This window comes from Mesorhizobium robiniae, from assembly GCF_040545535.1.
In the GTDB taxonomy this organism is placed as follows: domain Bacteria; phylum Pseudomonadota; class Alphaproteobacteria; order Rhizobiales; family Rhizobiaceae; genus Mesorhizobium; species Mesorhizobium robiniae.
This window is the reverse complement of the sequence record NZ_JBEPMC010000020.1, coordinates 45,425-63,858: the sequence shown is the minus strand read 5'-3', so window position 1 is coordinate 63,858 and position 18,434 is coordinate 45,425. Positions and strand designations below refer to the sequence as shown.

Below are 18,434 nucleotides of genomic sequence, written 5' to 3'. Positions count from 1 at the left end.
TCCATCAGCAGCGCGGCGCCGCGGCCGCTTCGGCGGTGTCGCCGGCAGGCCGCGCGGCGCGGCTGTTGCCACCGTCGGCGTACGTCGGCACATGCGCCAGCATGCCGCCGTCGATGCACACGACCTGGCCGGTGATGAACGCGGCATCGTCGGAGAGCAGGAACGCCACCAGCGAGGCCACGTCCTCGGGGCGGCCGACGCGCGGCAGGAGCTGGTGCCGGCGCAGATGCCGCTGCATGCACTCGTCCAGCTTGGCGAGGAGACGCTCGGTCATGATGAGACCCGGCGCAACCGCGTTGCAGCGGATCTGCGCATGACCGTACTGGGTGGCGAGCGAGGCCGACAGCATGTTCGTCGCCGCCTTCGACGCGGCGTAGGACGTCTGCGCGGTGTCACCGCTGAGCCCCTGGCACGACGACATGTTGACGATCGCGCCACCGCCGCGGGCGATCATCCGTGGAATGGCCTGCCGGCAGCAGAGCAGCGTGCCGCGCAGATTGGTCGCTATGGTCTGATCCCAGACCGCCAGGTCCAAGTCGAGGATCGCGCAGTCGCGCGGGGTCAGATGCATGGCGCTCGCGTTGTTCACCAGCAGGTCGACCCCACCGAAGTGCCGCTCCGCCGTCTCGAACAGCGCGGCCACCGCCTGCGCATCGGCGATGTCCATGGCCAGGGCCAGCGCGTGGCCCGCTTCGGCCTTGATCTGCGCGGTGCAGGCGATGGCCCCCGAGCCATCAATGTCGGCCACCACCACTCTGCCGCCCTCGCGCGCGATGGCGAGGGCGCATGCCTTGCCGATGCCGGCGCCGGCGCCGGTTACCACGGCCACCTTGCCTTCAAACCGTCCCATCGTGTCCTCCTGGATTGCGTTGGTCTTTCGCGGCATGCCGCTCGGCCTCCGCCGGAGAAGGCGCAGGGTCGGCGCTGGCGCGCTCGTCATCGCCAGCGTTGCTTTCGATGACCCGAATGGCGGCGACCGGGCACTGGCTGGCCGCCAGCCGCACGGCGGCGTGCAGCGCCTGCGGGACCGTCGCCACGCACACTTCGGCCACGCCGTCCGGTTCGCGCTGGCGAAAGGTGCCCGGCAGCGTCAGCACGCACTGCCCGGTGGTTCCGCACAGATCCTGGTCGACCACGACGCGCATCTCAGCCCCCCTGCGCATGCAGCCGCACCGGCAGCGCGCGGAAGGTCCTAAGGAACGCGGAGGGCTCCCGGGTCGGCTGCTCGGCCAATGCCAGCGTGGGGAAGCGCGCCTGGATCCGCGGCAGGCTCTCGGCCAACTGCACCCGGGCCAGTTGCGCACCGAGGCAGAAGTGGATGCCGTGGCCGAAGCTCAGCATGATCTTCCCGTCGGTCGACATGCCAGGACTGGTGCCGTAGAACCGCGCGGGATCGAAGCGGTCGGGATCGGCGAAGGCGTCCGGGTCGCGATTGCCGGCCGCGAGCAGCACGCGCACGTCCGCGTTCTTCGGGATCACCACGCCGTCCAGTTCGATGTCGCGCTGGGCGATACGCGGAATGGAGCTGAACATGGCGGGCGCGTCGCAGCGCAGGACTTCTTCGACGAATGCCTTCACCCCCACGGCGTCTCCCTGCAGCCAGTGCCGCTGTTCGGGATACGCCAGCATCGCCAGGACCGCATGGTCGATGCTCGCAGCAGTGGTGGCGAAGCCGCCCAGCAGCATGCCCCACAGCATGCTGATCAACTCCGCATCCGACAGCGTGTCGGCATCGTCGTCGTGTGCGCCGACCAGCATCGACACGATGTCGTGGCGGGGATCGGTGCGCTTGCGCTGTATGAGGTCGCCGAAGTAGGCCTGCACCCTGGCGCTGGCCGCGTCCGCCGCGGCGAGCTGTGGATCGCTGGCGTGCGGGCTCAGGCCTTCCAGAATGGCGCCGATGCCGGCGGCGAGCCCGAACATGTCGTCCTGGGGCATGCCGAACAGTTCGGCGAAAACCAGCATGGGCAAGGCCAGCGCGAATTCCCGATGCAGGTCCACCGCCTCCCCGCGCTCAAGCGCGGGCGCGATGCCGTCCAGGCGCGCTGCGACGATGAGCGCGATGCTCGGCCGCAGGTTGTCGATCTGGCACATGGTGAAATCGCGCGAGATCAGCCGGCGCAGACGCGTATGCGTCGGTGGTTCCTTCATCGCTAGGGTGGACGCCAGCAGATTGAGTGACAGGCTGGTGGCCGCACGCGGGAAATAGCGCGCCAGTTCGCCCGGCGCCGGTCCCCGAAACGCATCGCCCGTGGCCTTGAGCGCCCAGTAGATGTCGGCGTGGCGGCTCAACAGAAAGAGGCCCGACGCCGCACGATGCACCGGATCGTGCTCGCGCAACCACCGCATGAACGGATACGGGTCGTGGATGCACGCTGGCGATGCCAGTTCGGCGAAGGCGTCCCGGCATGCTGCCGTGGCTTCTTGCACGTCCATCTGGTTACCTGTTGGCTGGCTGATCTGACCGGCGTGCGCTAGGCGCGCCGGCAAATTGTGGAGAAGATCGCGATTCTCGGCGGCGTCCGCGCATCACCAGAGCACCGGGAACTCTTCGAACCCGCCAGTGATGATCTCCTTGCGCAACTTCAGTTCTTCCGGCGCCACGGCCAGGCGCAGCTCGGGAAAGCGCTGGAAGATCGAACCGAACACCACCTTGAGTTCCAGCCTGGCCAGCGCCATGCCGATGCAGTAGTGCGGCCCGTAGGAGAACGCCAGGTGCGGCTTTTCATCGCGTCCGATGTCGAAGATTTCCGGGTTCTCGAAATGGCGCGGATCGAACGACGTCGCCGGCAGGCCGACTAGCACCTTGCTCTCCGCGGGAATATGCACGCCCGCGATGGTCACGTCGGTCCTCGGATAGCGCATGATGCCGTCCCAGCCCGCGCCCGGCGGATACATGCGCAGGATTTCCTCCACCGCCTTGTCCAACAGGGATGGATCGCCGACCAGGCGTTCGCGCTGTTGCGGATGGCGGAACATGGCCAGCAGGCCGAATTCGATCTGCGCGACGGTGCTTTCGTGCCCCGCCACCAGCATGCCCGCCGCCAGGCCGATCGCCTCTTCCTCGGTCGCCTTGCCTTCGTCGACCGCCGCGAGCAGATCCGTCAGCAGGTTGTCGCCCGGGTCCTGGCGCTTGTCCCGCATCTTGCCGCGAATGTAGGCGCGCAGTTCTTCCCAGGCCAGGCGCGACGCGCTGCGCGGGCCGCTTTCATGCTGGTGCGTCATCACCTCGTCGGACAGCCCGGCGAAAAAGGCGTGATCCTCGTAGAGCACGCCCATCAGCGCGCTGATGACCATGGCCGGAAGCGGAAAGGAGAGGTGGCACCGCAGGTCGGCGGGCTGGGGCTGGGCCGCCAGCGTCTCAAACAACTGCGCGGCGATCGCCTCGACCTGCTGCGCGAGCTGCTTCACCCTGCCGTTGCTGAAGGCCGGCGCCACGATCGTGCGTAACCGGGCATGCTCGCCCCCCTCGTGCGAGACCAGCCACCCCGGCGAACCGAGAATCACCGAATCCGGGGTGAATGCCGCCGGCGGCATTCCCGCGGGCCGGAACGCCGCGTTGGACAGCACCGCCTTGGCCTCGTCGTAGCCTGTCACCCACCAGCCTTCGTGCCCGGACGGGAAGCGCACGCGGTGGATTGGACCGTTGGCGCTTAGCGCCAACATCTCGGGCGAGGGCTCGATGTGATCGACGCGCCACATGGGCAGCGTCGGCAAGGGTTGTTCGGACATGGTGGCACTTCACTCTCTAAGCGATGGAAGGGCGGAAGGTGACCGGCAGGCGCTGCGGGCAGCGAATGACGTAAGACGGCATGTAGACGACGTCCTCCGCGGCGTAGCCCGACTTGATTATCAAGATCGGCCAACGTGTAACTGCCTAGGCATACCGCGCGGCGAGATGCCGAACTTATCTACGCCTTCGAGTTCAGGATAAGGCGAGTGTGGTGGGCCTTCGCAGCCGGCCATCACGATTTCCTGCGCAAGGGTCGACAAGGGCGGTGAGCCTTTTGTCGGGGGCGGTTTCGCCGAGGCCCCCGTCCCATCTATCTGATGCGGATTTGACATTTTGCTTTTCTTTCTTCGTTCCATCGATCGGGGTGTCATCCACGAATGAAGGTCGGTCGGCGGCTCCCGGCTCGCAACGAAGGAGCCGCAAAACTCGTGCCAATCTGGCCGACCCAGCAGAAGAAAAACATTGTGATTGCTTTTCAGCGGATTAGCTGAGGCCACAAGAGCTCGGCGAAATAGGCCGGTGTCGCGGACCCAACAAAGGCGACAGAACAGTGTCGGATAAGTACCGTCGTCTGACGTCAGACTGGCGACACCTTCTTTATCGGTTGTCCTGTCCTGGCATGATGGCAGGCCACCTGACCGTGTGCCCCAATAGGGGAGGCCGGTACCGTCGCCTTAACTCGGCGCGAAGGTTGGCGTCGTAGGTCGCGCCATGACGGAACGTCCTGCCGACCCCGCCAGTCATCTTTACAAGGCCATCGTTTTCGGGCTGAAATCATCAGCCATGCGGTGTGGCTCTACTTCCGCTTTCCGCTCAGCCCTCGCCATGTCGAATGCTCGCCGTTCGCGGCATCACGGTCTCCTTCCAGACCGTGGGCGAATGGGCAGGCAAGTTCGGAGCCGCATATACCCGCCAGATCCATCGGATGTCCAAGGCGCCTTGGCCGACAAATGGCACCTTGATGAGATGGTCGTTTCCATCAAGGGCAGGAAACACTGGCTGTGGCGAGCGTTCGATGCAAACGGCCATGTTCTCGACGCTCTTGTGCAAAGCCGAAGAGACCGTAAGGTGCGCTGAGGCTGCTGCACAAGCTGCTCAAGCAACATGGCATCGCGCCACTACAGACAAGCTTCGTTGATATGGCGCGGCAAAGAACGAACTCATGCCCGACGTGGAACATCGCTCCCACAAAGGTTGAACCGATAGCAAATCTCTTCCACTATCCGCGCAACCTTCTCACCTCAGCCCAGTAACGCAAACTTCGAACGGCCTCCATGGAAACATGGAGTCGGATTATGCCGACGGCGGGGTGAAAACGGCCCTCGAGCCTCCGCACGCTTCAACCGAGTTAAGCCGACGGTACCGAATGAGCAGCAGTGCCTTGAGCCGCTTGCCGCAACCTCGATCGGAAGCTTCTCATAGCGCAATCAAGGCGCCCCGAGCAGCTTCATCATAGAGCGACGGGCGTTGACGGGTCTGGCGATGCCTCGGCTCCGGGTAGGTGCTCAGGGCACAGATTCCGGACTTTTCGTGATACCGCGTCGCGGCGATGAACTCCTCCAAGATCCTGCGCTTGTCCCGAGTCATTTCGGCCGCATAGCGATCCCTGACTGCATTGGCGCGTTCCATACACATGGCATGTGTCAACTTCGTCTTCATGATGCCTCCCTCCTGGTGAAGGCATCATGGCGACCCGCGCCTTCACGGGTAACATTTTAGGTGAGGCAACGAACCCGCGCGGTAACATTTTCCTTGAGGCAATGCGCACCGCTAACCAAGATTCGCCTGACATTGGATTGGCACGATTGCTCGGGCACGTTAGAGGCTGGCTACAACAATGGCGGTCATCTTCGGATTGCGGGACTCCCTGCCGAAGCGTGTGTTGAAGTCCGCCATGAACTCGGGCACCCCACAGGCCAACCAAACCTCCAGGACCGGCTTGTGAAGGAACTGCACCTGCGCGACATCAGTACGATCGAGGCGGCCAATGCCCCTGACAAAGATCGACCCTTCGCGCTTCAAGGAAAGTACCTGAGAATGGTGCAGCGGCTTGTGAAGGCCTGGCGCATGGAAAATGGCTGGACATCATCCTCGATCGCGGTTCGATGAATCGCTGGCCCCACGGCGCTCGGTAACATTCCTCGCTGAGGCAATAGGAGGGGTCAAATCCTCACTTCGCTTGACACGGTGATCGACCGGTTGAATTCGCCTTGCCCACTCCTCAAGCGACAGGTCTTGCTCGCGATACACGTCGTCGGAGAACATAAGGCCAGTTTCAGCCAACTTGATCTGTACTTCGAGAAAATCCAGTGAATCAATATTGCACTCCCGCACTATCGAGCTGGGTAATACCCATTTTCGCGTGACGGCGTGTACCGCCTCCAGCAAATGGTCTAATGGTGACCTCGTTGCATGTTCTTTCTGGGGTACCGCACAACCCAAGGCTGCCCTCAGCGCCTCCTTTGCTGTTCTGTCAAGCGCGCGCTGGTCCAGTTTTCCATTGGCAGTTAACGGAAGCTCGGCAAGAGGCACAACGAGCCTCGGAACACGATCATTCGGCAGGGTATCCGACAGCCGCTGGCGAACTTCATCCACATTGGCGCTGACAGGTGTCACCATGCAGACCAGATCCTGCCCCGTGTCATCGTTTCTATCTACCACGACCACCGCTGAATCTGAGCAAAGGCCGGTCCGATCAATCGCACTGGCAATCTCCCCTTTTTCCAGCCGGATTCCTCGATAGGTGATCTGATCATCCTTTCTACCGATAAACCTCAATCCATTTTCCTCTGATGCCACGACATAATCACCAGTGCGGTACAGCACTTGTTCACCGTTAGCGGTCATAAATGGCATAAAGCGAAGTTTCGACTGTGCTTCGTCCGCCACATAACGTTGGGACGTTTGCACACCACCCACCAAGAGTTCGCCCTCAACTTCAAAACCAACGTTGGAGTTGCTTTCGTCAAGAACATAGAAATCAACGTTACATGTTGGTTTTCCGATGAACATCGGAAGCTCTGTATCATCACGACGGCAGTAGTGATAGCTAACCGCGACACAGCACTCCGTTGGCCCATAGGTGTTTACAAGCGTAGCGTCAGGAAGAATCGAGTAAAAACGCCGTCTAACCGAGTCCGGCAAGGCTTCACCATTACATACCACATATCTGAGATCGGTGAACCGCTCCGCCAAAGAGGGGAGACGTTCAAGGGTTCCGACGAAGCGTCGTAGCAGTGTTGGTACCATCTGAATGACGTTCGTGCGGCTATGAGTTAGGAATTCTATTGTTTGAATGATCTGCGCTCGCAGTTGCGTACTAGGCAAGACAATTGTCCCGCCTGTCACAAACGGTACAAAGAACTCGGGGATTGAGACGTCGAATGCTGGTGGCGTAAGTTGCGAAATGCTGCTGCCCTCCGAAAAGTCGATCATTTCGATATACCAATCGAGCAAATTCAGGAGGGCTGCCTGGGAGACAGGTACCCCTTTCGGGATCCCCGTGCTTCCCGAAGTGTGCATGATATATGCTATGTTCGAGAACGCTGAGTTGATGCCACCGCGTGTCGGAAGACGCTCAACGCGCATCGAACCGCTTGGATCCGAACTAGCGATCGCTTTGGCGTCGGTGTTGCGGATTATATGGTCCAACCGTTCGTCTGAATTCGATGGATCAACGGGCACGAAGGCAACGCCCAGCATTTGGGTTGCAAGAATGACGGTGACAAGATCAACTGATCGAGGAAGTCTGACAATCACCGCGTCACCGGGACGGACGCCGACGGTCTCGAATCGACCCATAAGACTGGCCGCGGATATGCCCAACTCCTTATAGCTTATGTCGCCATTCTCGTTCGTGTGCACAGCGGTGTTCGACGGAAATTCTTCCAGAGTCTTGGCGATAGCATCGGCTAGCTTGTCGCCGCCAAAACGTAACGGCCGGCGCGGACCTGACAGGATCGATGTGAGCGTTTGCATCGTAGGTCTCCACTGCAGTTTTCGGTCAACCGCCCTGCGGTGCTCAGAAATCACTTGGACACTTCGCCGGAACGCCGCCAATCCCATTTTCGTCTAGCGTTGCGACTTGGGAGCTTCAACAATCGTGCCAATTGCGCGGAGAGAGCCGGAGCACATTATCCACGGAGTATACAATGGAGTACAACACGACATCATCGAAGGCTGATCGTGTAACAATCTTCAAAACCCGACAGCAGTTGTCGGCTACCCGACGTTCTCCGACAAAGGAATTCCTTCGCGATGTACGAGCAGCACCGTCCGCCGGTTCTTTTCTTCGTGTTCCCCTGCGCCGATTGTGCCGCGACAGGTGCGGCGGATTGCTGCCATTTGTGGTGTACTAACCTCCGCAATGAACCATCATGCCAACGATGATTCTGCGCCCGAAATCGCCCCGGCGCCGTCACGTCACGCAGCCCGCCACCCGGCTGTCGCCGTGCCGAGCCGGCTGCGCAAGGCGGTCGAGGCGACGCAAACCGTTTAGGATGCTGCCCTTGCCACCGGCGCGGCCATCGCCATGCTGGATACGGTTGTCCGCCGCGACGAAAAAAGGGCCGGCGTGACGCGCCGGCCGTGGTGGCGGCGCGGCCCGCAGAGGAGCTTCTGACGAAGAAAAATCTCGCCGCAGTGTTGGAGGAATTCGGTTCTTTCGCCCGCGACGAAGCGGCGGTCAGCGATCTGGCGGACGCGCTGCGGCGGCTCGCCACGACCGAAGGCGCGGTCGGGATGCTGACCGGCGCCTACGCGGTCGTCGAGGGCCACGGCCTGCCACGCGCCATGGGACCCTGGCTTGCCGACGCGCTACTCGCCCAAAAACTGGGCTGGCAGTATGCCGTCCCGCTCCTGGGCACCGAGGCGTTCTAGGCATGAGCGCTCGCCCGCGTCGATCGGCAACGAGCTCTCCGGTGACGGGCATTGAGACAGAAACCGAGCGTGCGAAAGCTCTGCTTTCTGCCCAGGCGCGCGGGGCGCTGCGCGCCATCGATCTCTCGGCGGGGCTCGAACGCCGCGCGGGACCGGTTGCTCGCCGTCGCCCCAAAACTCAGGGCCAAGGGGGCGGACACCGTCAACGGTCGATTGCTGAACGACGACGCGCTCGTTTTCGACGCTGCGATAGGCGCCGGTTGCCGCACGAGATCGTCTAGGGTGACGGACGAAACGATGTCCGGCTCAACAAAGGGAACTCTCGCCAAGGCATCAATGGCGTCAACATTTCGCCAGCTACGCGGAACTGCCTCAGAGAATGTCCAAAGTGCTCGTCGGGCTACGGCGCTACCCTTGCCGCTGCGACTCCAAAGGCTTGCACCCTCAAGGCATGATCTGGGCTCGCGGAGCCAATCTCGATCAATTGAGTGCAGACGTCGTCGTCAAGCTGATCATAACGTTCCAACGCATCAATGGCAGCTCCGTCAACCGGAAAAGATGGCTGCTCGTCATGGTATGGTTCGGCATCAGACCAACTGTCGCGGCAGCTGCAAATCAGACAAAGATTACGCCGCCCGCACCTTTTCCCTTCGCCCGCACCGACCCGAGTAACGCAACGATTTCTTGCACACGTCTTTGCTGGGTCACTGCGTCAGCAGAGGCGATTTGCAGCTCTCGCAGCAGGGCGGCATCGTCATTCGACTCCAGCTCTAATGGACCGGCGCCCATTCCCGATAACAGCCATGAGGGGCTCACGCCCAGGATGCCCGCCATTGTGGCAAGGCGATTGGATTGCGGCGCGGCGCGGTCGCATTCCCAGGCCTTCCAGCATGCCGTCTCGACACCAAGTCGAGTTGCAGCCTGCGCCATTGTAAGTTTGGTAAGCTCGCGAGCGAACGAAATACGTCCCCCTAGAGTATCAGATGACGCGAAATCATTAGTGTGGGTTTGAGTGAGAATCAGCTCGGTCTCCCTATGCTTTGGTTCAATCCTTTTCGGGCGATGACCTGCTGCGTATTCCGACCGAGACGGCCATCGATTCGATTTGAAGCGCCAGTCTGAACAGGGCTCTACCCCGATCCTTAAAGGGCACGTATATACGGTGCAACCTTCAAATCGTGGACAACGATACGCTTCCGGACTCGGGCCGCGCGCCATGGTCAAACGTCACATGGTCGAATTTTCTTACGGAGTGCCCTGCGGCGCCATGGCCGGACCCTCTTTGAGAAGGGCCACCGCGCGCGTCCATCCGGCAGAGGCACCTTTGATCTTTACTGGAAAGCAGGTAATCGTAAAGCCCTTGGCCGGAAGCTGGTCGAGGTTGGTCAGTTTTTCGAGGTGGCAATAACCGATCTCGGTTCCCGCCTTGTGTCCTTCCCAGATGATGCTGGCGTCGCCGGTTTCAGCGTAACGTTTGGCGGTGAAGGGAAAGGGGGCATCCCAGCTCCATGCGTCCGTGCCGGTCACGCGCACGCCGCGTGAGGTCAGGAAAAGCGTGGCCTCGCGGCCCATGCCGCATCCCTTGCCCAGATAGGCCGGGCTGCCATAAGCGGCTGCGGCCGAAGTGTTGACCAGCACAATTTCCAGCGGGCTCAACGTGTGGTCTATGCGGGCAAGCTCGGCCTCAACGTCGGCGGCGGTCACCACATAACCGTCTGGCAGATGACGGAAGTCCAGCTTCACACCCGGCTGCATACACCAGTCCAGTGGTACTTCGTCGATGGTCATTGCCCGTTCTCCACCGTTCATGGTGGGGTGATAGTGCCATGGCGCATCGAGGTGGGTGCCGTTGTGCGTGTTGACCTTGCACTCTTCCACCGCCCAGCCATAGCCACCGGGCAGCTGATCCACGCCGAGTCCGGGAAAGAACTTCACCATGCCTTCAGCGCTTTCGCGATGCCCGATATAAGTGATCGCGGGGCGGATCGGCAGCGGGTCCGCTGGCGTTTCATTGTCGAGAGCGATGGAGAGATCGATGATACGGCGGGTCATGGAGTTCCTCCTCAATAATCATTCGAATGTCCGGCGAAGAACCTGGTTGGGCAGGGTGCCGAGACCGTCAGCGGTCAGTTTCACCACGTCACCGGATTGGCTTCGGGGACTGGTACGGGTTATTGATCGGTATAGACATTCCGCAGACCGTTGGTCCAGATGATCACCAAGACTGTTCAGTCACTAGCCGGCCGGGGATTGGTGCTTGGCACCTTGTTGCCGCTTCCCTGATGCCCACTTTGATCCCTCGGACATATCTGACGCAACGGGTGCCGGCGGTTGCTTCGCCTTGGGCTTTGGGTTGGGTGTCGCGGGGCGTTGGCTCTGGCGATATCTCGAAATTCCAGAAGTCCGGCCCTCAAGGCGTTTCGTAACCCGGCGCGTGGCAAATGTGGTCGGCTTCGGCATTGCAGCCCTCGTGGTCGGGTCGCTTGCAAGCGACGATCTGCTCCGTGCCGTGTTCCGCATTCTGGATTCGTCGTGAAGCAAACTCGATGCACTACTCGAGCTTGACCGGCCTCAGCCCGTCGATAGCGACAAGACCGGTAGTACGGCCCCGTTGGTGAAATGGGATCAACTCGGCCGAGCCGGCCGCGAGTTCCTCGCAGGAACCGGTTCGCTTGTATGTTGGCCCTGGGCGCCACCGCCGATCCTCAAGCCCGTGCGAAGCTTGCCCTGGATGAGCTGAAACGCGTTGGCGGCTTCAATTGCGCTTCGCTCATTATCATAATGCCGACTCGTACGGGCTGGATCGACCCCGCCTCAATGGAAGCCTTAGAATACCTTTGCCACGGTGACGTCGCCAGCGTTGCGGTCCAGTATTCCTACCTGAGCAGCCCGCTGTCGCTTCTAGTGCAACCGGAGTACGGCGCCGAAACGGCGCGCGCCCTCTACACGGAGATCTGTGGCTACTGGACGAGCTTGCCCAAAGGTTCGCGTCCTGAACTCTATCTGCACGGGCTTAGCCTTGGCGCGATGAATTCGGAAAGATCGACGGGCCTGTTCGAGATCCTGGACGGCCCAATCAGCGGTGCGCTGTGGAGCGGACCGCCATTTGAAAGCCGGGCTGGCGTTCGATCAGCGACGCGCGAAATCAGGGAACGCCTCAATGGCTGCCCGTTCTTCGCAACAGCAACCTTGTCCGGTTCATGAAGCTGGACGGACCCGTGGTGGCTCAGAATACCCCATGGGGATCCATGGGGCCGTCTATCTTCAACTATGCCAGCGCTCCGATCGTCCTCTCCGACTATCGCGATGCTTACCGTACGCCGGACTGGATTGAAGGCGCCGCGCGGCTTCAATCCGGTCCATCCCTGGCCGAGCAGTTCGAAATCCCCGCCGCCTGATTGACCGCGCATCGGGCCTCTCTGCGCTCCTATTCAGCCGTTGCAACAAAACCATCTTCCGCCGTCGTGGAAACGTAACAAAAGTTTCGCACGGCCCGCCCTGCCGCCGAGGTATGTACACATGCCGCCATCCCGGCGGCTTTCCAGATGGAGATTTGCCATGAACAAACAGAACCTACCGCCATCCCGGCGGCTTACCAGATGGAAAGTCGCCATGAACGAACAGAACCTCGATCTTCCGATGAAGAAGTCCATCGCCGTCCAGGCGCTGCTACCGAAGGTCCGCCTGCCAGGCGACAGCGCGACCCTAATGTACTACCTCTAAGCGCCGCTTCAAGGCCGCCCCTTCCGGACGGTACTATTTTGGGAGAACGACAGTAACGACCGTGTTGAAGGCGGAAATCAGGCTACAGGATCTGAGAGGCAGCGTGTTGCTACGCGCGGGCCGAGTGGAATTCGGCGGGAGCTGGATCGAGGCTTTTGAGCATCCAGCGTTGGAAATGGTGCTGGTCACGACCGACGGCCGATGGTTCGCCGTTGTACGTGAGCGAGCAACCGGAGTGACCACACCGGCGCCAGCCCAGGCCGTCGGTTTCGACGCCTATGTCGAGCTCTACCAGGAATGTGTGGCCTGGCCGCTGGACTATGTGATGGTCGAAGTGGTGAAAGAAGAATGCCGGATGCGCATTCGCGCCGGCGTTCTGGGGTCTGCGCCGATCTACTTTCGAGCCCAGGACGATGCGGTACTATTGTCATGGGATTTTGCCGACTTCCTGGGTGTGCCATTCGCGCTCGATGCCGAAATCGCAGCGCATTACCTGACGCTCGGCACCTTCTACTCGGCGCGGCAAATCTGCGCCGGCGTCACCATGCTGACGGAACGCGCTTCGATCTACGTTGCTCCCAGAATGGCAAGGTACTGCTATCCGGAAGCCGTGGAAGTGGTCGGGCCCACGGAAGCGCAGAGCGCATTCGATCCTGACCACGGATTCCGCCAGCTGTTGCATGAGGTCATGGCCATGAGGCCGATCAAAGCAGGCCGGGCTGCAATTGAGCTGAGTGGCGGAATGGACTCGGCGGCAGTCGCAGCCGCAGCGCGTCACACGATGGGCAGGCAGTCCAGCAAAGGCATCCTACTGGATGGCCAGCACCGGCATGCCCAGGTCGAAAGGCGCAACGCGATCATCGCGCTGCTTGAGCTGCGGGATAGCACCGTGAACATGTCCGATTTCCTGCCCTGCCTCGATCTGCGGCCAGACGCTCGGCCGAAGGAGCACCCGTTGAGCGAGTTCTACCTGGAAGCCTTCGAGGCGATTTGGGCCGATGCGCGAAGCGAAGGCGCGCAGTACGTGCTGACGGGGATAGGGGGCGATGAACTGTTCCCGCTGTTCGCCGGCGAAATGGCCCACACCCGCGTGGCGAGCGAGACGATGATCGCCGAAGTCGGTTCCTACGCCGAAAGCATTCTTACACCACGCGCCCTAACGGCAGCACGCTCGATGCGGTTGTTCGATGCGCCCACGAGCCTGGTTTCCATGCCGACGCTACTGGCGCATGTGTGCAGAGCTCCGTACCTGCTGCGGCGTGGGTTGTGGCCAATCAATCCGCTGAGTGATCCGCGGCTGATGGAATACTGCCACACGCTCCCACTGGCGGCCCGGTTCCAGCGAACGACAATGCGCAACTACCTGAATTTGAGCCTAAATGCTGGCATATTCCCCTGCAACTACGCAAAGGAGACTTTCGCTCGTGTTCTTCCGGAATTGATCGCCCAAGAGGCTGACCGTATTGCGTCGCAGCTGAAAGACTGCGCGCTCGCGGATTTCGGCCTGGTCGATCAACGGGCGGTACTGGACCTGTTGGCGGAGGTCACGGCAACCCGCGCGGAAGCGCCCTGCGCGCCGCTGGCTTTCTTCCTGTGGCTGGAACGATTTGTGCGGCAGGCGACGTGACGGTGGCGACGGACGATAGGGCAACAGTGGAACCGGTCGTTGCCGCCTCTTTGGAGGCGGATTACCGCCTTTCGGCCGAGGTCCGCACGGTTGTCCGTGGCGTCAATTGGACGCTTGCTGTAGGGCCGGAGGGAGCGCCAGTGGCCTATGTTCGCCTGTACCGGCCCGAAGGTCGGCTGGAAGCCGAGATAGCGGCCGAGCTTGCGGTGCTCGATGCGGTAGTGGCCACTGACCGATTGGACGTGGCGAGGGCGGTGGCTAATCAGAAGGGGCGCTTGCTAACGCAGTTGCAGGTACCAGGGTTCGGCACCCGGCCAATGGCCGTGTTTCAGGTGGCGGCGGGCCGGCCAATGCGCGAGCGACCCGACGATCTGCGGGCCGCGGGCGCGGCGCTGGCCGACCTGCATGGTCAGACGCAGCTGGCCGCGCGCGCGCTCCAACGCGAGCTGGTGTCCGAGGCGGAGGTTGATCGGACTATCGCCCAGATTGAGGACGGCTTCGCCGCTGAGCGCGCCAGGCTGGTGGCTGCGGTGGCCGATTTGCGGGGTCAAGGGGTGAGCCGGGCGGGTGGGCCTGCAGGGTTCTGCCACGGCGATTTCCGGATGGCCAACCTGCACAGGGCTGGCGATCAGATTGTGATGTTCGATTTCGACGATTGCGGCCTTGGTCCACAGCAGCTCGATCTGGCCACCATCGGCTGGTGGCTGGAACTGGCTGCGGGCGACAGCGCCGCCGAGTTGTGGCGAGCGTTCCTCGCTGGCTATGGCCAGGCGGAAGGCGACGCCGAGCTGGGCAATTCCCTGCGGTGGCTTGTGGTAGTCCAGCACCTGCGGTCACTGCGTTTCTTACAGGACTACTGCCAGTTAGATGCCGAAACCTGGGCTGATGCCTTGGACAGCGCCGCCGGTATGGTCGAGCGGGCTGCCAGCGGTTCCTTACGCTTCTTGGCGGGCGCGTGATAACCATCTTCGACGCTAGGCTGTCGGACGTGCCGTGGTGGAAGCACTGATCCGGTACCAGGGGTCGGCTTCCCTGGAGTGGCTGCAGGCGGTCGTGGATGCCCGCTAGCCATCTGTCGTTTCGAAAACGGGAACGAAACATGCAAGACCACCGATCGCCGGGAGCGTTGCAACGTTTCGCCTCCAGCACTCAGCTACCGGCAACTGCTTTTCAGTTCCGTCCCGCCGCCGTGCTGCACATACAGTTCGCTACCATCGCCTCGAGGCTTTCGATTCCTGGAAAATTGCGGCCTGCGTCGCCTGAAAACTAAGACGCCTCAAGGCTTCTCACGCAGAGGGAACTTACCGTGACAACACCCTCCAGCGTCTTAAGCTGACGGTGAAAAAACCGCTGTTCGCGCTTAAGCCTGAAGCGCCTCTTAGGTCGGGACCTGCTTTTCCACTATCTACTCCTCGCGGAAAGCCCTCCGTACTTGATCGGAAAGAGGCTTAACCAGATACGACAGCATGGTGCGATCAGCGGTTGGAAAGAAGACCTCCGAGGGCATGCCTGGAGCCAGCGTCAAGCCATTCAGCTTGGCGAGTTCCTCCTGTGGCAGCATGACACGCGCCGTGTAGAAACCCAGACCCGATCGCTCGTCGATGGTCAGATCGGCGGATATTCTGGTAAGCACGCCGGTGAGCTGCGGTGTAGTTTGCTGATTAAAGGCGGAAAGCCGTAGGACTGCCTTCTGGCCCGACGTAACCTGATCGATGTCCTGGGGTGCGATGCGTGCCTCAACGGTGAGCTTGTCAGCGACAGGCACGATGAGCATGATTGGGTCTCCTGCGGAGAGGACGCCGCCGACCGTGTGGACGGCAAGCTGATGCACAATACCGTCCTGCGGGCTTCGGATATCCACGCGTTTTAGTTCGTCTTCGGCTGCGACCTTGCGCTCGACAAACTCGGAAATCCGTCCTTGGACCTCGCGGAGTTCAGCCGCTACTTGGCTGTGGAGGTCTTGGTCGATCTGGACGATCTGAAGCTCGATTTCCGCACAGCGTCCCTTCGCCTGTGCAATCGAAGCGGTCAGTTGGCCATGCTCACCTTCCAGCTTGATGGCATCGCGCTGAAGCGCGGTCATCCGCTGGATCGAGACGTATTTCTTCTCCCAGAGCTTACGAATGCCTTCGAGTTCCGTGCCGATCAGTTCGATTTCCTGCTGATCTGCGCCCTTTTGCTCGGTCAGGCCAGAAATCTCTTCGGCAAGCTGGGCGATGCGCTCCGTAAGCTGTGCCTTCTGGCCGATCCGCGCCCGCCGTCGGAATTCGAACAGCAATCGCTCTGCGGCCATGATGCGGGCGATGGCCGGATCGTTTTCCCTTGATGCGAGCTGTTGTGGAAAGGTGATAGTCTCGCGCCCGTCCCGTTCTGCTTCGAGCCGGGCAAGGCGTGCCTCGAACTCATCAAGGCCCTTTGCGACGATTGCGAGATTGGTGCGGGCAAGCGTTGCGTCGAGGCGGACCAATACGTCGCCCGATTTTACGGCATCGCCTTCCCGGACGCGGATTTCGCCGACGACACCGCCGGTGGGGTGCTGCACCTTTTTTACGTTTGAATCAACTACAAGCGTTCCCGTTGCGATGACGGCGCCAGAAATTTCTGTGACGGCGGCAAGGCTTCCAACTCCGCCCACGAGCAGAATGCAGGTCGCGACACCCGCGAGCAGATAGCGCCGGATGGCATGTCCGGCCGTGGCATTCCGGTCCGCGATCATGCCCCAGCCTCTTCGGGTACCGAAACGACCTTCAGCGGCCCCCGCGTTTGGACCGGACGGGTAACCTTGTTCAGTACGTCGTTTTTCGGACCAAAAGCCTGAACGCGGCCATTCGCCATCACCAGAATCTGATCAAGGCTGACCAGGGCGCTCGGCCGATGCGCCACCACGATGGCGATGCCACCTCGGTTGCGAATGCCTTGGATCGCCTCAGTCAATGCGGACTCGCCTTCGGCATCGAGATTTGAGTTCGGCTCGTCGAGAACAACGAGGAACGGGTCACCGTAGAGCGCGCGAGCCAATGCGACGCGTTGCCGTTGCCCGGCTGACAGCGCGGACCCCGCTTCGCCGATGCGGGTGTCGTATCCCTCAGGCAGATGAACGACTAGATCGTGGACGCCGGCCGCCCTTGCCGCTGCCAGTATCTTTTCAGAGCTTGCTTGCGGATCGAAACGGGCAATGTTCTCGGCAATCGTCCCATCGAAGAGTTGGACGTCCTGCGGCAAATAGCCAACGTGGTTCCCGAGATCTTCCGGCCCCCACTGATCGAGCGTTGCGCCATCGAGCCTGACGGTGCCACGAACTGGCATCCAAATGCCGGCGATGGCTCGCGCAAGAGAGGATTTGCCGGAAGCGCTTGGCCCGATGATCCCAAGGCCAGCGCCTTTGATCAAAGCAAGGCTCGCATCCTGCACGACCACACGGCGCTCGCCGGGCGGGGAGACGCTCACACCCACGACAGACAGGGAAGCTGCGGGTGCGGGCAGGACTACAGTAGTCTGCATCTCCGGAAGCAACCCCAGAAGTCTCGCCAGGCGGCTCCAGCTCTGACGCGCCGACACAAAGCCCTTCCAATGCGCGATCGCCAGTTCGATCGGCGCAAGCGCTCTACTCATCATGATCGAACTGGCGATCATGATGCCGCCGGTCGCCTCCTGTTGGATGACGAGCCTGGCGCCGATGGCCAGCATGCCGGATTGCAGCACCATACGCAGAATCTTTGAAATCGTGCCCAGCGTTCCGGCCACGTCACTCGCCTTGGACTGTGCGTTCAGATATGCGGTATTGGCGACAGACCAGCGCTGGGCAATGCGCGATCTGAAGCCCATCGCCTGGAGTACCTCGACATTTTTCCGCGAGGCTTCAGCGAGAGCATTACGTACTGCCGCATAGGTGCTGGCCGTTTTTGTCGGCTCCCTTGTCCACATCTCCGCCAGCATGGTCAGCGCGAAAAGGGCAACTGCACCGCCGAGCGCCGTCACCCCAATCCAGAAATGAAACAGAAAACAGAGTCCGATATAGAGCGGCATCCAGGGAAGGTCGAAAAAAGCGGTCGGTCCGGCACTCGACAGAAACGATCTCACCTGGTCGAGGTCGCGCAGGGATTGAAGGCCGTCGCCATCAAGTTTGGTCCGAAGCGGCAAACGCATCAGGGCCAAGTAGACTTGATTGCTAAGCCGGGCGTCGAGCGCCAAGCCGATGCGCACCAGCAGGCGCGACCGGATTAGCTCAAGAGCACCTTGGAACGCGTACAGCATGCCGGCCAACAACGCCAGCCCGACCAGCGTCGGCATACTGCGCCCCGGGATCACGCGGTCGTAGACCTGTAACATGAAAAACGAGCCGGTCAGCGCCAGGATATTGACGACACCGCTCATCAAGCCAATGCCGGCGAAGGCCAGCTGGAACGACGCTAAAACCGTTGCGAGGGTAAATCGCGGCGGATCGCCTGGGAGGGAACGCGCAGGTGAAGTCAC

Annotated in this window: 14 protein-coding genes and 4 pseudogenes; 8 read left to right on the top strand and 10 right to left on the bottom strand. The window is 61.4% G+C overall.

Going from position 1 to position 18,434, the window contains the following annotated elements:
• Window positions 1–4: 4 nt before the first annotated feature.
• From ABID19_RS33040 to ABID19_RS33025, 4 genes are all read right to left on the bottom strand, one after another.
• Window positions 5–850, bottom strand: coding sequence for an SDR family oxidoreductase (locus ABID19_RS33040; RefSeq protein WP_006204699.1), 846 nt, complete (start codon window positions 848–850; stop codon window positions 5–7).
• Window positions 837–1,145 carry a ferredoxin gene (locus tag ABID19_RS33035; protein WP_006204698.1) on the bottom strand — a complete coding sequence of 103 codons (309 nt, stop codon included), beginning with the start codon at window positions 1,143–1,145 and terminating at the stop codon, window positions 837–839. The genes ABID19_RS33040 and ABID19_RS33035 overlap by 14 nt, the downstream gene beginning before the upstream one ends.
• A gap of 1 nt (window position 1,146) precedes the next feature.
• Window positions 1,147–2,436, bottom strand: a complete 1,290-nt coding sequence (locus tag ABID19_RS33030) for a cytochrome P450 (protein ID WP_006204697.1) — start codon at window positions 2,434–2,436, stop codon at window positions 1,147–1,149.
• A 93-nt stretch (window positions 2,437–2,529) separates the two neighbouring features.
• The gene (locus ABID19_RS33025) at window positions 2,530–3,732 is read right to left on the bottom strand and encodes a cytochrome P450 (protein ID WP_006204696.1); all 1,203 of its coding nucleotides are present in this window, start codon (window positions 3,730–3,732) and stop codon (window positions 2,530–2,532) included.
• A 712-nt stretch (window positions 3,733–4,444) separates the two neighbouring features.
• Between ABID19_RS33025 and ABID19_RS33020 the strand changes: the two are divergent.
• Window positions 4,445–4,986 (top strand): annotated as a pseudogene (locus ABID19_RS33020) (IS6 family transposase).
• 163 nt (window positions 4,987–5,149) lie between these two features.
• Here the strand turns inward: ABID19_RS33020 and ABID19_RS33015 are convergent.
• Window positions 5,150–5,392 carry a hypothetical protein gene (locus ABID19_RS33015; RefSeq protein WP_006204694.1) on the bottom strand — a complete coding sequence of 81 codons (243 nt, stop codon included), beginning with the start codon at window positions 5,390–5,392 and terminating at the stop codon, window positions 5,150–5,152.
• A gap of 282 nt (window positions 5,393–5,674) precedes the next feature.
• Here ABID19_RS33015 and ABID19_RS33010 point away from each other — a divergent pair, with 282 nt between their 5' ends.
• Window positions 5,675–5,842, top strand: coding sequence for a hypothetical protein (locus ABID19_RS33010; protein ID WP_156788646.1), 168 nt, complete (start codon window positions 5,675–5,677; stop codon window positions 5,840–5,842).
• On the opposite strand, the gene ABID19_RS33005 is transcribed toward ABID19_RS33010, so the two are convergent.
• Window positions 5,819–7,711 (bottom strand): amino acid adenylation domain-containing protein, encoded by a 1,893-nt coding sequence (locus ABID19_RS33005; RefSeq protein WP_006204692.1) that lies wholly within the window; start codon window positions 7,709–7,711, stop codon window positions 5,819–5,821. The two genes, ABID19_RS33010 and ABID19_RS33005, sit on opposite strands and share 24 nt — an antisense overlap.
• 612 nt (window positions 7,712–8,323) lie before the next feature.
• Between ABID19_RS33005 and ABID19_RS33000 the strand changes: the two genes are divergently transcribed.
• Window positions 8,324–8,611: a hypothetical protein gene (locus ABID19_RS33000; protein WP_354494729.1), complete on the top strand. Its 288-nt coding sequence runs from the start codon at window positions 8,324–8,326 to the stop codon at window positions 8,609–8,611.
• Between the two features lie 615 nt (window positions 8,612–9,226).
• Here the strand turns inward: ABID19_RS33000 and ABID19_RS32995 are convergent.
• Both ABID19_RS32995 and ABID19_RS32990 read right to left on the bottom strand, forming a co-directional pair.
• Window positions 9,227–9,541, bottom strand: coding sequence for a hypothetical protein (locus ABID19_RS32995; RefSeq protein WP_006204690.1), 315 nt, complete (start codon window positions 9,539–9,541; stop codon window positions 9,227–9,229).
• Window positions 9,542–9,856: 315 nt separating this feature from the next.
• Window positions 9,857–10,663 carry a cyclase family protein gene (locus tag ABID19_RS32990; protein WP_006204689.1) on the bottom strand — a complete coding sequence of 269 codons (807 nt, stop codon included), beginning with the start codon at window positions 10,661–10,663 and terminating at the stop codon, window positions 9,857–9,859.
• 544 nt (window positions 10,664–11,207) lie between these two features.
• Here ABID19_RS32990 and ABID19_RS32985 point away from each other — a divergent pair.
• The 5 genes and pseudogenes from ABID19_RS32985 to ABID19_RS34430 all read left to right on the top strand — a co-directional run.
• Window positions 11,208–11,351 (top strand): annotated as a pseudogene (locus ABID19_RS32985) (hypothetical protein); the annotation flags it as partial.
• Window positions 11,288–12,009, top strand: a pseudogene (locus ABID19_RS32980) (alpha/beta-hydrolase family protein). The pseudogenes ABID19_RS32985 and ABID19_RS32980, both read left to right, overlap by 64 nt.
• A gap of 386 nt (window positions 12,010–12,395) precedes the next feature.
• Entirely contained in the window at window positions 12,396–13,961 is a 1,566-nt protein-coding gene (locus ABID19_RS32975) for an asparagine synthase-related protein (RefSeq protein WP_006204684.1), read from the top strand.
• A gap of 140 nt (window positions 13,962–14,101) precedes the next feature.
• Window positions 14,102–14,920, top strand: a complete 819-nt coding sequence (locus ABID19_RS32970) for a phosphotransferase enzyme family protein (RefSeq protein WP_167361638.1) — start codon at window positions 14,102–14,104, stop codon at window positions 14,918–14,920.
• Window positions 14,921–15,027: 107 nt separating this feature from the next.
• A pseudogene (locus ABID19_RS34430) lies at window positions 15,028–15,224 on the top strand (IS6 family transposase); the annotation flags it as partial.
• A 142-nt stretch (window positions 15,225–15,366) separates the two neighbouring features.
• Here ABID19_RS34430 and ABID19_RS32965 read toward each other — a convergent pair.
• Entirely contained in the window at window positions 15,367–16,677 is a 1,311-nt protein-coding gene (locus tag ABID19_RS32965) for an HlyD family type I secretion periplasmic adaptor subunit (protein WP_263805101.1), read from the bottom strand.
• A complete protein-coding gene (locus tag ABID19_RS32960) occupies window positions 16,674–18,434 on the bottom strand; it encodes a type I secretion system permease/ATPase (RefSeq protein WP_006205562.1) in 1,761 nt (586 codons plus the stop codon). Before ABID19_RS32960 ends, ABID19_RS32965 begins: the two co-directional genes overlap by 4 nt.

Bases quoted from the DNA above. Each gene is read 5' to 3' on its own strand.
- ABID19_RS33040 (WP_006204699.1), bottom strand. From the start codon at position 850: ATGGGACGGTTTGAAGGCAAGGTGGCCGTGGTAACCGGCGCCGGCGCC.
- ABID19_RS33035 (WP_006204698.1), bottom strand. From the start codon at position 1,145: ATGCGCGTCGTGGTCGACCAGGATCTGTGCGGAACCACCGGGCAGTGC.
- ABID19_RS33030 (WP_006204697.1), bottom strand. From the start codon at position 2,436: ATGGACGTGCAAGAAGCCACGGCAGCATGCCGGGACGCCTTCGCCGAA.
- ABID19_RS33025 (WP_006204696.1), bottom strand. From the start codon at position 3,732: ATGTCCGAACAACCCTTGCCGACGCTGCCCATGTGGCGCGTCGATCAC.
- ABID19_RS33015 (WP_006204694.1), bottom strand. From the start codon at position 5,392: ATGAAGACGAAGTTGACACATGCCATGTGTATGGAACGCGCCAATGCA.
- ABID19_RS33005 (WP_006204692.1), bottom strand. From the start codon at position 7,711: ATGCAAACGCTCACATCGATCCTGTCAGGTCCGCGCCGGCCGTTACGT.
- ABID19_RS32995 (WP_006204690.1), bottom strand. From the start codon at position 9,541: ATGGCGCAGGCTGCAACTCGACTTGGTGTCGAGACGGCATGCTGGAAG.
- ABID19_RS32990 (WP_006204689.1), bottom strand. From the start codon at position 10,663: ATGACCCGCCGTATCATCGATCTCTCCATCGCTCTCGACAATGAAACG.
- ABID19_RS32965 (WP_263805101.1), bottom strand. From the start codon at position 16,677: ATGATCGCGGACCGGAATGCCACGGCCGGACATGCCATCCGGCGCTAT.